Below are 13,784 nucleotides of genomic sequence, written 5' to 3' on the forward strand. Positions count from 1 at the left end.
GGATCAGGCGCGCACCACCCCGTGACCGTCGACGCGGTCCATGAGGCGCGCGAGCCACCACCGCTGTCCCTCCGGCGGAAGCGTGTCGATGGGGTCGTGGTACTCGTAGAGCCGGTCGAGCTCCCCCTCGTCGTGTGAGTCGAGCCGGGTGCGGTAGTTCTTCGTCCAGTAGGAGATGCCCAGGGTGCGGTCGTAGTCGGAGACTTGATGCACCCACCGCTTCCCCACGTAGGGCACGTCGCAGACCACGCGGGGGGTGGCGAACCCGGGCAGATAGCCCATGATCGAGTGCTGGAGCTCCTGGGCCTTCGCGACCGAGGTCCGCCAGTGCTCGCTGCCGGGGATCATGTCGCACATGTAGACGTAGTAGGGCATGATCGTCGCGGAGTCGAGGAGCGCGAAGGACAGGTCGAGAAGCGCCTCCGTGGAGTCGTTCACGGTCCTCAGCAGCACGGCCTGGTTCCGCACGTCCCGCAGCCCCGTCTCAAGCAGCGCCCGGGAGGCCGCCGCGACGCCTGGGGTGATCTGTTGGGCGGCGTTCGCGTGGGTGTGGAACGCGATCTGCACGCCCCGCGGTCGAGCGAGAGCCGTCAGCCGGCGCAGTCCGGCGAGCACCGTGGGATCGGTCCAGTGCTGGGGCAGTCCGATCAGCGCCTTGCTGGCCAGCCGGATGTCGCGCACGGACTCGATCTCCAGCAGCTCCGTGACGAACCCCTCCAGCCGGGGCCACGGCAGGTTGGCGATGTCTCCGCCCGAGACCACGACATCGCGTACGGTCGGCGTGGCGCGCAGGTAGTCGAGGACAGCGGCGACGCGCGCCTGCGGACGCGACGAGAAGCGCACCTTCTCCACCTGGGCGGTGGAGTTCCCCACCAGGTCCATGCGGGTGCAGTGTCCGCAGTACTGCGGGCAGGTGGCCACCAGCTCGACCAGCGCCTTCGTCGGATAGCGGTGGGTGAGCCCCTCCGCCGACCACATCTCGCGCTCGTGCAGCGAATCGCGTTGGGCGTGGGGATGGGACGGGAAGTCGCGACGGCGATCGGAGAACACCGGCAGCATGTAGCGGCGGACCGGATCCGCGTAGTAGGCGTCGGTGAGTTGGTTTGCGCGGTGGGCGGTGACCTCGGGGGCGATCGTGTTGATCACCTGCGGGGTGAGAAGCATGGACATCGTGGCGCGCTCCCGCTGGTCGCGCTCAAGGTCGGCGAAGAAGGCGTCCCCGAGGAGGTTCCCCGTAACCTCCCGGAGCTCGCGCGCGTTCTTGACGCAGTGGGCGCGCTGCCACTGCGCGGAGTGCCACTCCTGGTCCGTGACCGTGCGCCAGCCCGGTAAGCGGCGCGGATCGGGCTCCTTGGCCTCGTGCCGGCGGTAGGTGTACGGCTGGTGCGGGATGCTAGACATGAGTCCTCTCGAATGGACGTCGTCCGACTCTCGCGGGAAGGGGCAGGGAGGCTACGGCAGCGTGGGGGCGCACACGCTCGCGCTGGTGGAGACGTGCGCCAACGCCCTCGCCCCCGCCCTGGCACGCCGGTAGGGCTCGCTCACGTCGACCAGCACGTCGTGCAGCGGCTGCGCCACCTCCGCGATCCGCGGCAGAACGGCCTCGACCCGGGCCCGCCACCCGGCACGGAGCGCCGGGTCGCCCCCCTCGGCAGTGGTGACGACCCCCCGGCACCCGACGGCGTCGCACCGGCAGGCCATACGCCAGCCCTTGTCCTCGGTGAACGTGGCGTAGTCGCAGGTGACTTCCTCGCCGACCTCGACGTCCCGGACGGTCACCCCGAAGTCGAGGCCGAAGTCCAGCACGTTCGCCCGGCACGAGTGGTTCATCAGATAGGCGCCGAGGCACGGCAGCAACAGGCTTCCGTCGTCCAGCAGATGCCCGTACGCGTCCAGGGCGGCGAACCGGTCCGCGGGCAGGCGCCCCACCTCATCGGCGGACCAGCGCGAGCACTTCGGACACGGCAGCCACACCGCGGTGCCCGCCGGGATGGCCTCGGTGGCGAACAGCCCCACGTTGTGCGTGGGACTCGGGCGGATGTCGACTCCCTTGGTGAGCACGCCGTCACCCCAGTCCGAGCAGTCCGGCGAGGGCGGCCTCCGTGGCGTCCACCTCGTCGTGGCTCGTGGCCAGGATCAGGTAGCGCCACTTGCCGTCCACGGCCAGCGTGTCGGCGGTCAGCACCACACCGCGCCGCGCGCCGGGGGCGAAGGCCAACCCGGCCCGCCGGATCCGCTCCAGGCCGGAGGCGAAGTCGAGATCGGCCGTGCCCGGTCGGGAGTCGGCCAGCCAGACGGCGCCGCCGGCACCCTCCTCGCCGAGCAGTCGTCGCACCAGCAGGTCGAGGTAGGTGCAGCCGGTCTTCCGCACGTTGCTCTCGGTCGCGTACAGCGTGTCGTCGGCGGTGATGCCGCCGTCGATGTCGAACGGCCCCCGGTAGCCGACCCGGTGGAGGTAGCGGCCGAGCGCGAGCCCGCCCTCGGTCAGCTCGCCGACGGCGGCGGTGCCGGCCACCAGCGGGGTGACCTGACCGCTGAAACTGCCGTTGGGCGTCCGCATCTCACCGACGTGCAGGACACGTGGCCCGTCGTCGTCGACCTCCATCTCGACGGTGACGACGCGCGTGAGGTCGAGCCGCTCCTCGACGACCCAGCCCACGGGTTGTTCGGCCAGGTCGGCGACGTACGCCGCGAGCCGGCTGTCGAGCTCGGGAAGGTCGTCGGCGTCCCAGAAGGCGACACCGTAGCCGTTGGAGCCGCGTGCCGGCTTCACCACCGCGCCGCCGCGCTCGGCGAGCACCTTGCGGAGGCCGGCCGCCAGATCCTCCTCGGTGGCGCAGGTGAACCCGTGGGCCACCCGGATACCGCACTCCTGGGCGACGTCCCGGAAGCCCGGCTTGGTGTTCATCCGGTAGACCGCGTCGGTGGCGCCGTCCGGCACACCGTCCGGGCCGTACCCCTCGACGGGCACGCCCAGTTCGGCCGCCAGGGACAGCGCGGGACGATCCTGCGCGAACGCCTGGAGGCGGGCGCCGGGGCGCTCGGCGAGCTCGGCGCGCAGCCGATCGACGAGGCCGTCCCGGCGCACGGCGGCGGTCAGCGTCTCCAGGTTCGGGGTCGGCGCGTCGAGCCGCGTCACGTCCTCGGGGGAGAACCCGAGAAGGCCGCAGGCGTAGTCGAGGAGGGCGCCCGGCACGGGCCTGGGGGTCACCAGCACGTCGCCGGGCCGGGTCAACCAGATCTTGCGGGGGGACACGGCGATGAGGGCGTCCGCGTGCCGGTGCGTCGGGCGGGCCACCATCAGTTCGTTGACGAAGTTTCCCAGGATCAGCAGCGGGTGGTCGCGTCGCATGGGATCACCGTCGCCCTTCGGCCTTCACGCCGCCGTAGACGGCGTGTCCGGCCCGCATCCAGTACACGTCCACCTCGTCGAAACCCGCCTCGGTCAGCCAGCGCAGCTGGTCGGGGAGGGGCGAGGGCTTGTCGAGCTCGTCCGGGTACTCGTAGCAACTCCACTCCAGCTCGTGGAACTTCTCGTACGGGGTGAGGCTCTGGTGGCGCGCGAGGCTCCGCTCCCTGACCGCCGTGTTCCAGCCCTCGCGTGCGAGCGCAAGACCTCGCGCGCCGACCGGCTGCACGAGGTCGGCGAGGACGAGCACACCGCCGGGCCGCAGAAGGCGGTGTACGTCACGGAAGAGCGCTTGCTTCTGCTCGCCGTCGAGGTGGTGAACGGCCAGCGAGGAGACGACGGCCGCCGGCGCCACGGGACGGCTCCGCCAGGACCGACCGCCGAGGTCGAACCGCTCGGCCGCGAAGCGCTCCCCGAACCCGGACAGCTCCCGGCGCGCGGTCTCCAGCATGACGGGGCTGAGGTCAAGACCGACGACGGTGGCCTGGGGAAAGGCTTCCAGCAGGCCCTTGCTCAGCAGACCGGGTCCGCAGCACAGGTCCAACATCTCGACCGGTGCGTCCGGCGGCGGGATGAGGGACAGAACGGTATCGATCTGTGTCTGACGGTTCGGTACGAAATAGTCGCCGAACTCCACGAAGTCGGTGGAGTCCTCTTCGATCCAGTCCTGCGATGTGCTCACGCGGGTTCTCCTCGGTTCTCCTCGGTTTGTTCTCGGCTGTCCTCGGCCGTTCTCGGCCGTCCTTGGTCGACCCCAGCCGCACGGGTCCGCCCGGGAAGGCCCGTGGTGGTCCTTCGTGCCACCGGTGCGGGCATCGTCCGGCTCGCGGCCCGCCGGGGCGGCGATCAGTCGAGCAGGAACTCCGCGACGGCCTTCGCCACGGCGTCGGCGGCGTCCAGCTGACACATGTGCCCGGAGCCGGGCACCGTGACGGTCCGCGCGCCGGGCACGAGCGTGGCGAGGCGGCGGAGGTGGTCGGGGCCGGCCAGCGCGTCCAGCTCCCCGGCCAGGGCCAGGGTCGGGCCGCGGATCTCCCGCAGGCCAAGGAGCGCGGTGGTCAGCTCGGGGTGGACCAGGGTGTTGAAGTGGCGCAGCGCCTCGGCGTTCGCGGGAAGCTCGGCCAGGTGCCGCTGCCAGCGCGTGACGGCGTGCGGGTACGGCCCCATCCACAGGGGCAGCAGGTCGGCGACGAGCCGGCCCAGGGCGCCCCCGTCGGCCGGCAGCTCGGCGTGCCGTTCCAAAGCGTCCAGGGCGGCGGCCACCCGCGGCTCGTCCCGCCGTGCCCGGTATCCCTCGTGGGCCCGCGCGTCCGCCTCGGCGCCGCCGTAGGCGGGCGTGGCCAGCAACACCAACCGGCGTACGGCCGCCGGCCGTCGGGCCGCCAGCAGGCCGGCCACGATCCCGCCGTGCGAGTGTCCCAGCAGGTCGACCGGCCCTCCGCCCGCCTCCCGATCGATCCAGGCCCCGAGGTCGGCGGTGTACGCGTCCAGGCCGTAGTCGTCAGGCGCGGCGGCGGCCGGCGTGCGGCCCACGCCCCGCGGATGCAGGACGGCCACGGTGCGCTGTTCCGCGAGGGCCCCTAACGACGCCAGGTAGTCCGGGTGCAGCCCCGGACCTCCGGGATGGCACACGAGAAGGGGGCCACGCCCTCGTCGGGAGGCGGCGAGAGGTATCGGCACTTCACACCTCCTGAGGGATCAGCAGACGGACGAAGAGCGCGGACGCCAGGGTGATCGCCGCCGCGACCGCCAGGGCCGCGCCGGGGCCGGCCGTGGCGACCAGCGCGCCGCCGAGCGCCGTGCCGATGGGGTAACCGACGAGGTTCACGCTGATGGAGACGGTCATGATGCGGCCCAGCCACTCCGGAGGGGTGCGCCGCTGACGCAGGGAGAGCAGGCTGACGTTCACCATCCCCTCCAGCAGTCCGAAAACGGCCAGGCCGGAGAGGAGCGCCACCAACGAGCCCAGCGCGCTGAAGGGGAACACCGCGAAGGCGCCCAACACCAGCGTCAGCCCCATCACCCGACGCTCGGAACCGGCGGTGACGATCCGGCCGGCGGCCAGCGCCCCCAGCCCGCCGCAGAGGCCGACCACGGCCCAGATGACCCCGACATACGCCCCGGGCTCACCGCCGTCGGTGACCCATTCCGTGACGGCCACCGGAACGATGATGATCAGCATTCCGCCGGTCACCTGGAAGAGCGAATAGGAAACGGCGAGTCCTCGAAGAGTGGCGTGCCGCACCAGATAGGCAACGCCTTCCCAGGCGGATCTCAGAAGATTACCCGGCTTACCCTCGCGGACCTGCGGTCCGGTGGCTCCACGCAACAGGAACAAGCTCACCGCGGCCAGGACGTACATGCCCGCCACCACGGCGAAGGTCGGATTCGCGCCACCCCAGACGAAAAGCACCCCGGCCACCAGCGGCGCACCCACGTCGATGACGGAGTAGCTACTCAGATCGAGCGCGTTGGCGCGGTCGAGCGCTTCATCGGGAACGAACTTCGGGAAAAGCGTTCGAATGCCGCCGTCCGTCATCGGGCGGGTCACCGACAACAGGCCGAGCATGATGTAGAGCAGCGTCGGGGTCATGGCCCCGCTCACGGCGAGCGTGACGATGGCGCTCATGAAGAACGCGCTGGCCACCATGTCGAAGGCGACCGCGCGGAGGGCTCCGAACCGGTCGAGGACCGCCCCTGCCACGGGGCTCACGAGGAACCCCGGGAACGTGAGGAAGAAGCCACTCAGCCCCGCGACAACCGCGGAGTCGAATTCATCGATCGCGTACAGGACGACGACAAAGATAAGCATCCCGTGGGCGAGCCGGGACAGTGATGCGGAGAGCAACAACTGCGGAACGTTGCGACTGCTCAATACGCTTCGATAAGTGACAGGAGAGCGAGGTTCCTTGGATAATTTCTGCTCAGATTCCATCATTCACCGACGTTCATATGAAAGCATCCCCCTGCTGAATCGAAAGCGGCACTCCCATACCGCTTCGCTGACCGGACACTACATTGCCCTCGTCAGATTCCCGTGCAAGGATCTCCCATGGCGGTATCCGCGTCAACAGGGCGATCCCGGTTCGTTGGTCAATGTTTACGCGGCATTGACGAAGAACCAGCCGTATTGTAAAGGAGCGCAATGGTTGAACGAGCGACTATACGGGGCGGGCAACACGGCGGCTCCCCTTCCACCCTTTATCTCGGATGGCAGCGCGAGGCGGTCGACGCACTTGAGGCCAGTGGCACCCGGGTCATGTGCGTGGTCTCGGCCGCTGAGCACGGCAAGGCCGTCGAGGCCGGATTCGACGGCCCGCTCGCGGTGGCCCGCGACCACACGAACGTCGAGGACGTCCTCGGGGCACTGACCGAAAAGGGGCTGACGCCGGACCGGTTCAGGACAGTCTGCACCGAGGACGAGTTCGCCCTCGTGACCGCGGCCGTCCTCAACGCCCTCGCCGGCTCCCCCTCGGCCGACGCCCTGCCCCTCGCCGTCCCCGTCGCGCTCGCACTGCGGGACAAGGCCGTCCAGAAGCACCTGATCCGGGCGGCGGGCGTCCCGACCGCCAGGTGCCGGCGGTTCACCGACCTCGCCGCGGTGCGGGAGGGGGTTCGCTCAGCCGAGCTCGTTCCCCCGTTCGTGATCAAACCCCTGGCGGGCGCCGCCGCCCAGCACACCCACGTCGTGGAGTCGTCCGACGCGGACACCGCGCTGAAGGAGATCGCGAGCGGCGGCGCGCAGGTCGGGCCCTGGCTGGTCGAGGAGTATGTGCCCGGCGAGGAGTTGCACGTCGACGGGGCGATACGCGGCGGCGAGATCCAGGTGCTGTCCGTCAGCCGCTATCTGCACCAGGTGATCACGGTGCACGACGGACACCTCGTCGCGTCCGCCACCCTGGATGACACCGACCCCCTCGTCGCCCGGGCGCACCGGCTGACCGAACGCTCGCTCGCCGCCCTCGGGCACACGGACGGTGTGTTCCACCTGGAGGCGTTCGTCGACGGCGAACGCCTGGTGTTCGGCGAGTGCGCCGGCCGGATCGGCGGCGGGCTGATCCTCGACGCGGTCCGCGCCAAACACGGCGTCGACCTCTACCACGCGTGGGCCGCGGCGGTCCTCGGCTGCCCCTCACCCGCACCGGTGCCGGTCGACGGGCGACGGGCGGACTCCTTCGGCTGGGTCAACCTGCCCGCCCCGACCGGCCGGTTACTCAACCTCCCCACCCGGGACGAGATCGAGGCGCGGCCCCGGGTGGTGCTCGGCCAGACCTGGGCGGCGGCGGGCGACATCCTGAGCGATCCGCGGCGAGCCTCGCATCTGCTGGTGGCCAAGGCGCTGGTTCGCGCGCCGAGCGAGGCCGAGGTCCGGGCGGGGCTCCGCGAGGTGGGGGAGTGGTTCGCCGGGCGTGTGACGGTCAGCCCGGTGGGGGGCGATGATGCCTGACGGTGCGTATGACAGCGATCTGCTGTCCCTGGCGGAGGTGCGCGGGCTCGCTTCCTGGACGGAGCTGTGCGGCCCGTCCGACCTCTTCTGCACCCCCCGCTGGCTGGCGGTGGAGCAGACCGGCACGGGGCCCTGGGTGCCGGCCGCCAACGGCTGCCTGGTCACCGGGCGGAACGGCCGTCCGATCGCCGGCGCCACCCTCCAGAGCTTCGACCAGGGGGTGGACGACGACACCTGCCGGGTCGACCTGATGGTGCGGGCGCTGCCCCAGTCCCGTGGCCTGTCCGACGCGGCGCTGGCCGACGGCCTGCTGCCCTCGCTCACCTGCGGCGGCTGGTTCAACTCCACCGTCATGATCGCGCCGGGAGCCTCCGACGGAGAGGCGGCGGCGGCGCGCCGGGCGCTCCTCACCCGGGCCGTCGACGTCGGCCGCGCCTGGGCGTGCGCGTCGATCTGTCTGCCCTATGTGGACGCGTCCGACAGCGCGCTGCGGCAACTGCTGCGCGAGGACGGCTACCTCGAACTACCGGCTCCCGACCGGCATGTGCTCTCCTGCGACCACCCGAACCTGGAGTCCTACCTCGCCAGCCTGCCGTCCCGGCGCCGGGTGCGGCGGCGCAAGGAGCTGAGGATCTGCCGGGAGGCCGGCGTCACCACGGAGCGTCTCCCGCTGGACGACTCCACCGTGGAGCGGGTCGGCGTCCTCGCCCACAACCTGGAGCGCAAGTACGGGCAGTCGTCCTCGGCGAGGCAGCTCACCGAGTGGTTCGCGGCCATCGCCACCCACCTCACGGCCTCCGTGTTCACCGCCTCGCTGAACGGTGAGGTCGTCGCCATGACCCTGTGGCTGCACCACGCGGACCGGCTGTACGGCTTCCACGCCGGCTTCGACTACCGGGTCGGCCGCGGGCTGCCGCTCTACTCCCTGGTCGGCTACCACCTGCCGGTCGCCTACGGCCTCGCCACTCCCGGGATCCGCGTGCTGGAGTACGGCATCAGCGCGGACGAGGCGAAACGGCTTCGGGGAACCGCCGCGCTCCCGCAGCTCCTCTGTCTCAAGCCGCTGACGCCGGCTGCCCGGGAGTGCGTGGAACGGCTGGCCGACGCCGCCCGGCCGGCGGTCCTCGTGCCCTAGGGAGCTGCGCCCGCGACGTGTGCCCCGGCCGGCGGGTGCCGGTCGGGGCAGTCCCGGGCGTCTCAGTCGAAGAAGACCAGGTTGATGACGGCCACACTGCCGACGACCAGGATCAGCGCCCGCAACACCTGCGGCGACAGCCGTCGCCCGAACCGCGCCCCGGCCAGGCCGCCCAACGTCGCGCCGACGGCGATCAACGCGACCACCACCCAGTTGATCGAATCCCGGGCGACCAGCACGAAGGTGATCGCCGCGACCGCGTTCACGCTGGTCGTGAGCAGGTTCTTAAGCCCGGTGATCGACTGGAGCGTCTCGGCCGTGAGCACGCTCATCAGCCCGACGATGAGGATGCCCTGTGCCGCGCCGAAGTACCCGCCGTACATGCCCAGCACGAACACCCCGCCCACCACGGCGATCAGCCGGCCCCCGGCGAGCGGGGCGGCGGCCACGCCCGTGCCCCGGCGCCGAGCCGCCCGCCGCTGCACGGCGGGACCGGCCATCACCATGATCAACCCGGCCACCACCAGCACCGGGACGATCGCCCGGAACGCCTCCGGCGGAAGCAGCAGCAACAGCAGGGCCCCGGCCAACCCGCCGAGCAGCGACGCCGGCAACAGCGCACGCACCAGCGCGCGTTGCTGCGTCAACTCCGCCCGATAGCCGAACGTCCCGGACAGGCCGCCGCCGACCAGACCGATGTTGTTGGACACATTCGCCACCAGCGGCGGGTACCCGAACAGCAGCAGCGTCGGGAAGGTCACCAGGGTGCCCGACCCCACCACGACGTTGATCATCCCAGCCCAGAACCCGGCGCCTGCGATCGCCAACCACTCCAGCCACATGCCCCCATCGTCAGCCACCCCCCACCCCCACCCCTCACCGGGGTCCCGATCCCCATGGCGTGCGGGGGTCCCTGGTCGTGGTGCGGGTTGTGGTGCGGCTACGACGTGCGGTCTACGTGGCGCGTTGTCGCCCGGGTGCGGGTGGTGGCGAATGCCGCCAAGGCGGCTCCTGCGAGGGGGAGGGTGGGCTCCCGGGCGGCTCGGTTCGCTGTCGCGGGGGCGATCGGGTCTGGCTGCCGTCCCCCACGGGCGCGGGGCCCGCGCGACCGTTGCGGACGACCACCCGGCGGGGGTGCGCGCGGCGCGCACCCGGCTCCGCCGGGCCTGCCGGCGGCGCCCCCGCCGATCGCACCCCCTCACCTTCGTCGGACGTCCCACGGGGAGCGACACCGCGCTCCGCCACGCGACGACCCGGGGGCCATCCCCGCGCGTGCGGGGAGTAGCCGGGGAGTTTGGAGGATGTCGGTAGGGGGCCCGCGCGGGTCAGGGGCGGTTGGCGGTGTTCTGGAGGAAGGCGTGCCAGGCGGTCTCGCTGAAGAGTGCGGTGCCCGCGTCGTGGTGTTTGGTGTCGCGCACCGCGACCGCGCCGGCCGTGGGGGCTATTTCGACGCAGTTCCCGGTCCCGTTGCTGTAACTGGACGTGCGCCACGTCAGGTTGGTGAGGTGGTCAGTTCTGTTGTTCATAGCTTCCTGCAATCTCCGCCATCAGCTGTCGCGACGCCCGCCCGTCCAGCGATGCCTGCCAGATTTCTTGGAGGGCCGCGTCGTACCGGTCCACTTCCGTCGGCTTGTCCAGGTACAGGTTGCCTGTGTAGCCGTCCGCAAAGATAGTCGGTGGCTCGGTTTCCTCTCCGTCCGGACCGATCGGGAAGCGCAGGATACTGAACGGGCCCGTCACCATGCCCACATGACTGCCTGCCGAGAAGGGCACCACGCGCAGCTCGATGTTGGGCCTCTCCGCCATGAAGACGAGATGGGCGAGTTGGTGTCGCATGATCTCGGCGCCACCGACGGGGTGCCGGAGGACGGACTCGCTCAGGGCCACGCGCAGCGTGAGCGGCGTCGTCTTCCGCGTCAGCAGGGCCTGGCGTTCGATACGCAGCCGTACGCGTCCCTCGCGCTCCTCCTGGCTGATGCCCGGCGTGTGGACGCGGATGATGTCGTCGGCGTATCCCTCCGTCTGAAGCAGCCCCGGCACCACGTCGCCCTCGTACGACTCAGCGCTGCTCGCGGCTTCCTCCAGGCCGACGTAGAGATCGAACCCGTCCGGGATCACGTCGCCGAACGCGTGCCACCAGCCGCGCGCCTTGGTCTCCTTCGCCAGGCCCATCAGCGCCTGGGTCAGTTCGGGTGTCGCTCCGTAGATCTCGCACATGTTGCGCACGTCCAGGCTGCGCATGGAAACCTGGCCGGTTTCGATGCGCCAGATCCGGGGCGTCGACCATTCCAACAGCTCAGCCGTGGCTCGCACCGACAGGCGCGCCTTCTCGCGCAGCTCCCGCAGATGTCTCCCCAACTGCCGTCTCGGCACGGTCGAGCCCGTCGTACCCTCCGCCATCGAACGCCCTCCCTGATGGTTCGTAATGACCTCAACGCGCTGAACGTAGACGTTCATTGAAGCGATTCGCAACGCAGAGCAAGCGTTCGAATACTTTTTTAGCGAACTCGCCCTTCGTAGTCTTGCGGCCGGTGCTGGGTGGTGGGCAGGCTTGTCGCGTCGGTAGCTAAGCGTACGAACTCGACCACGCGTGGTGTGAGTTGGGTCGCCGTTGCTGGGCGTCGACGGGCAAGCGACGCAATGCCACAGAGTGACGAACGGCGGGTGCTCCCTCCTCGTGAACCTCCTTTCCCTACGTAGCTGAAGCGGCGATTTGGCGCGAAATCGAGCATCGTGCCGCTCGTCACGTGGCTGAAATGGGCCGTCTGGCCCGTTCTTGATCTCCGTCCGCGTTGCGGGCGGGGACGCGGCCCTTGGGGCCTCATCTCCTTCACCCCTCACCTCGTGGAGTTGAACTATGTCCGAGAACGTTGAACTGACCATCCGATTCGAGCTGTTGACGACGACGGCTGACAACCAGGTGTTGCTGGTGCGGAACGCCGAGGACGTCTGGGAGCTGCCGGGCGGGGTGGTCGCGCCGGGGGCGTGCCTGGTGGCGGCGGCGCGGGAGTTGGGCGTGCGGCGGTTGGGGTACTTCGGGTCGTTCGAGTACGCGTTGGCCGTCAGTCTGGAGACGGGCGTCGACGGGCGGGTGACGGGGGTGGCGTATGTGCTGGACGGCGGGCGCACGGAGACCGTCCCGACCGAGCCCGGCGGTCTGCGCGAGGGCGCGGAGTGGCGGCCGTTGCGTGGGCTGTTGGAGTCCGGGCCGTTGGTGCAGCACGCGCTGCTGGCGTTGGCGCAGGGGGAGCGGGTGCCGGTGTTGACCAACGGTGAGACGACGCACGCCGGTTGGCCGCTGGCGGGGGGTCGTTGATGGCGACCGGTGACGAGGTGCCGGAGGAGCCCGCGCCGCCCGAGGAGGAGGAGCCGCCGGAGGACGACGGCGATCCGCACGCCGGGCTGCGTCGGCGGTTGCGTGAGGTGAACGCGCTCAGTCGGCTCAACCAGCGGCTGAACGGGGAGCGTTCATGGTGACGGACTACAGCCTGCTGCCCGACGAGTCGCCCGGGGCCGCGGCGGTGCGGTGCTATATGGAGTGCCGGTCGTGTGGGGTGTGCGGGGTGATGGGGGAGGACGCGCTTGATGGTGCGGAGTGGGCGGCCTCTCATCTGGAGCGGCACCCGGACCACCTCGCCTACCGCGAGCATGTCACCCGTCCCTACCGGTTCCTTCCGGGGGAGGTGTCGTCGTGAACTGGCTGCTTGCCCCGGTGCGTGCTGAGGGTGCGCCGAAGGGGATCTTCGGGGGCGAGTGCGTCACCTGCGGTGAACAGTCGCCCCTGGTGGACGACGATCCGCAACCGGTGGCGATATGGGCGATACGGCATACGCAACGGGAGCCGTCGCACGGGTTGTTCCTGTTCCGTGCGGAGAAGCACTGGCGCGTGGAGCGGTGCGCCGCCGCCAACGCCGCCGCTGACGCGGCGGGCGGGCGTCATCCGGTGGCGGAGTTCTTCGACCGGGCCTTCGGGCCGGCGTTCGTCGGGCTGATGTGCCTGTTGACCGCGTTCGCCGGCTACCTCATCGGTTACACCTGACCGTCACGGACAGAGAGGACAGCGTTCCTGGCATGACCATCACCACGATCCTGCGTTCCCCCGTCCCGATCGTCTTCCACGTCCTGGCGACCACGCGCAGCCGCCACGTTCTGATGGTGCGGGACGAGGAGCACGGGGGGTGGATGCTGCCGGCGGGCGTGGCCGCGCCGGGGCGCTGCCTGATCCTCACCGCCCGGCAGACGTTGTGGGAGGCGACCGGCTATGACCGGGCGGTCTCGGAGGCGCTCGCCGTCAGCCTGGACACGGATGCCGGCGGCACGCTCAACGCCGTGTCGTACGTCCTCGACGGCGGCGAAACCGCCGACGTTCCCCGCCACCCGCACCATCTCCCGCCGGACGCGGCCTGGCTCCCCACACGCGAACTGACCCACCCACCCGCCCTCGTCCACCGCGCGCTGATCGCCGCCGCTCAGCAGCGCAAGCTGCCCCTCCTCATCAACGCGGACCGCCCCGAAGCGGCCTACACCTGACGGCGTCCGCCCGCCCCGCGAGACGTCCGACGAAGGTGAGGAGGCGGGAGGGGCGGCGCCGCCGGCCGGCAGGCCCGGCGGAGCCGGGTGGTCGTCCCCAGAGGGCCCCGGTCCCCGCGCCCATGGGGCACGGCAGCCAGACCCGATCGCCCCCACGACAGCGAACCGAGCCGCCCGGGAGCCTGCCTCCCTCCCGCAGGAGCCGCGATAGCGGCATTCGCCACCACCCGCGGCCGGCCAACCACGCGCCACGTGGACCGCAC

16 protein-coding genes are annotated in these 13,784 nt (G+C 70.8%); 7 read left to right on the forward strand and 9 right to left on the reverse strand.

Annotated elements, in window-relative coordinates; genetic code table 11:
* Positions 1-3 precede the first annotated feature (3 nt).
* The 6 genes from K4G22_RS22370 to K4G22_RS22395 all read right to left on the reverse strand — a co-directional run bounded on the left by K4G22_RS22370 (position 4) and on the right by K4G22_RS22395 (position 6,284).
* Positions 4-1,401, reverse strand: a complete 1,398-nt coding sequence (locus K4G22_RS22370) for a KamA family radical SAM protein (RefSeq protein ID WP_228082128.1) — start codon at positions 1,399-1,401, stop codon at positions 4-6.
* 51 nt (positions 1,402-1,452) lie between these two features.
* Positions 1,453-2,061 (reverse strand): SET domain-containing protein, encoded by a 609-nt coding sequence (locus tag K4G22_RS22375; RefSeq protein ID WP_228082129.1) that lies wholly within the window; start codon positions 2,059-2,061, stop codon positions 1,453-1,455.
* 4 nt (positions 2,062-2,065) lie between these two features.
* Positions 2,066-3,352, reverse strand: coding sequence for a preATP grasp domain-containing protein (locus K4G22_RS22380; RefSeq protein WP_228082130.1), 1,287 nt, complete (start codon positions 3,350-3,352; stop codon positions 2,066-2,068).
* A 4-nt stretch (positions 3,353-3,356) separates the two neighbouring features.
* On the reverse strand, positions 3,357-4,091 hold the full coding sequence (locus tag K4G22_RS22385) for a class I SAM-dependent methyltransferase (protein ID WP_228082131.1): 735 nt from the start codon (positions 4,089-4,091) through the stop codon (positions 3,357-3,359).
* Positions 4,092-4,255: 164 nt separating this feature from the next.
* Complete coding sequence (locus tag K4G22_RS22390) at positions 4,256-5,089, reverse strand: alpha/beta fold hydrolase (RefSeq protein WP_228082132.1); 834 nt, start codon at positions 5,087-5,089, stop codon at positions 4,256-4,258.
* A 1-nt stretch (position 5,090) separates the two neighbouring features.
* A complete protein-coding gene (locus K4G22_RS22395) occupies positions 5,091-6,284 on the reverse strand; it encodes an MFS transporter (RefSeq protein WP_228082133.1) in 1,194 nt (397 codons plus the stop codon).
* A 384-nt stretch (positions 6,285-6,668) separates the two neighbouring features.
* On the opposite strand from K4G22_RS22395, the gene K4G22_RS22400 reads away from it, so the two are divergent.
* Positions 6,669-7,856, forward strand: coding sequence for an ATP-grasp domain-containing protein (locus tag K4G22_RS22400; RefSeq protein ID WP_228082134.1), 1,188 nt, complete (start codon positions 6,669-6,671; stop codon positions 7,854-7,856).
* Positions 7,846-8,991 carry a GNAT family N-acetyltransferase gene (locus K4G22_RS22405; RefSeq protein ID WP_228082135.1) on the forward strand — a complete coding sequence of 382 codons (1,146 nt, stop codon included), beginning with the start codon at positions 7,846-7,848 and terminating at the stop codon, positions 8,989-8,991. Before K4G22_RS22400 ends, K4G22_RS22405 begins: the two co-directional genes overlap by 11 nt.
* 62 nt (positions 8,992-9,053) lie before the next feature.
* Here the strand turns inward: K4G22_RS22405 and K4G22_RS22410 are convergent, their stop codons facing one another.
* The 3 genes from K4G22_RS22410 to K4G22_RS22420 form a co-directional block, all read right to left on the reverse strand.
* Positions 9,054-9,851, reverse strand: a complete 798-nt coding sequence (locus K4G22_RS22410; RefSeq protein ID WP_322785125.1) for a sulfite exporter TauE/SafE family protein — start codon at positions 9,849-9,851, stop codon at positions 9,054-9,056.
* 465 nt (positions 9,852-10,316) lie between these two features.
* A complete protein-coding gene (locus tag K4G22_RS22415; protein WP_228082136.1) occupies positions 10,317-10,517 on the reverse strand; it encodes a DUF397 domain-containing protein in 201 nt (66 codons plus the stop codon).
* Complete coding sequence (locus K4G22_RS22420; protein WP_228084194.1) at positions 10,501-11,391, reverse strand: helix-turn-helix domain-containing protein; 891 nt, start codon at positions 11,389-11,391, stop codon at positions 10,501-10,503. Before K4G22_RS22420 ends, K4G22_RS22415 begins: the two co-directional genes overlap by 17 nt.
* 457 nt (positions 11,392-11,848) lie before the next feature.
* Here K4G22_RS22420 and K4G22_RS22425 point away from each other — a divergent pair, with 457 nt between their 5' ends.
* From K4G22_RS22425 to K4G22_RS22445, 5 genes are read left to right on the forward strand one after another with little or no spacing between them, the layout of a single operon-like run.
* Positions 11,849-12,307, forward strand: a complete 459-nt coding sequence (locus K4G22_RS22425) for an NUDIX hydrolase (RefSeq protein WP_228082137.1) — start codon at positions 11,849-11,851, stop codon at positions 12,305-12,307.
* The gene (locus K4G22_RS22430; protein ID WP_228082138.1) at positions 12,307-12,468 is read left to right on the forward strand and encodes a hypothetical protein; all 162 of its coding nucleotides are present in this window, start codon (positions 12,307-12,309) and stop codon (positions 12,466-12,468) included. Before K4G22_RS22425 ends, K4G22_RS22430 begins: the two co-directional genes overlap by 1 nt.
* Entirely contained in the window at positions 12,462-12,686 is a 225-nt protein-coding gene (locus K4G22_RS22435; RefSeq protein WP_228082139.1) for a DUF7848 domain-containing protein, read from the forward strand. The genes K4G22_RS22430 and K4G22_RS22435 overlap by 7 nt, the downstream gene beginning before the upstream one ends.
* Positions 12,683-13,030, forward strand: a complete 348-nt coding sequence (locus K4G22_RS22440) for a DUF7848 domain-containing protein (protein ID WP_228082140.1) — start codon at positions 12,683-12,685, stop codon at positions 13,028-13,030. Before K4G22_RS22435 ends, K4G22_RS22440 begins: the two co-directional genes overlap by 4 nt.
* Before the next feature lie 32 nt (positions 13,031-13,062).
* Entirely contained in the window at positions 13,063-13,521 is a 459-nt protein-coding gene (locus tag K4G22_RS22445) for an NUDIX hydrolase (protein ID WP_228082141.1), read from the forward strand.
* The last annotated feature ends 263 nt before the right edge of the window (positions 13,522-13,784 follow it).

The sequence above is a fragment of the Streptomyces profundus genome (assembly GCF_020740535.1).
Taxonomy (GTDB): domain Bacteria; phylum Actinomycetota; class Actinomycetes; order Streptomycetales; family Streptomycetaceae; genus Streptomyces; species Streptomyces profundus.

Excerpts from the sequence above, each read along its gene's own strand:
- K4G22_RS22435 (WP_228082139.1), top strand. The coding sequence starts at position 12,462 with ATGGTGACGGACTACAGCCTGCTGCCCGACGAGTCGCCCGGGGCCGCG.
- K4G22_RS22380 (WP_228082130.1), bottom strand. The coding sequence starts at position 3,352 with ATGCGACGCGACCACCCGCTGCTGATCCTGGGAAACTTCGTCAACGAA.
- K4G22_RS22420 (WP_228084194.1), bottom strand. The coding sequence starts at position 11,391 with ATGGCGGAGGGTACGACGGGCTCGACCGTGCCGAGACGGCAGTTGGGG.
- K4G22_RS22415 (WP_228082136.1), bottom strand. The coding sequence starts at position 10,517 with ATGAACAACAGAACTGACCACCTCACCAACCTGACGTGGCGCACGTCC.
- K4G22_RS22400 (WP_228082134.1), top strand. The coding sequence starts at position 6,669 with ATGTGCGTGGTCTCGGCCGCTGAGCACGGCAAGGCCGTCGAGGCCGGA.
- K4G22_RS22425 (WP_228082137.1), top strand. The coding sequence starts at position 11,849 with ATGTCCGAGAACGTTGAACTGACCATCCGATTCGAGCTGTTGACGACG.
- K4G22_RS22370 (WP_228082128.1), bottom strand. The coding sequence starts at position 1,401 with ATGTCTAGCATCCCGCACCAGCCGTACACCTACCGCCGGCACGAGGCC.
- K4G22_RS22405 (WP_228082135.1), top strand. The coding sequence starts at position 7,846 with ATGATGCCTGACGGTGCGTATGACAGCGATCTGCTGTCCCTGGCGGAG.
- K4G22_RS22430 (WP_228082138.1), top strand. The coding sequence starts at position 12,307 with ATGGCGACCGGTGACGAGGTGCCGGAGGAGCCCGCGCCGCCCGAGGAG.
- K4G22_RS22445 (WP_228082141.1), top strand. The coding sequence starts at position 13,063 with ATGACCATCACCACGATCCTGCGTTCCCCCGTCCCGATCGTCTTCCAC.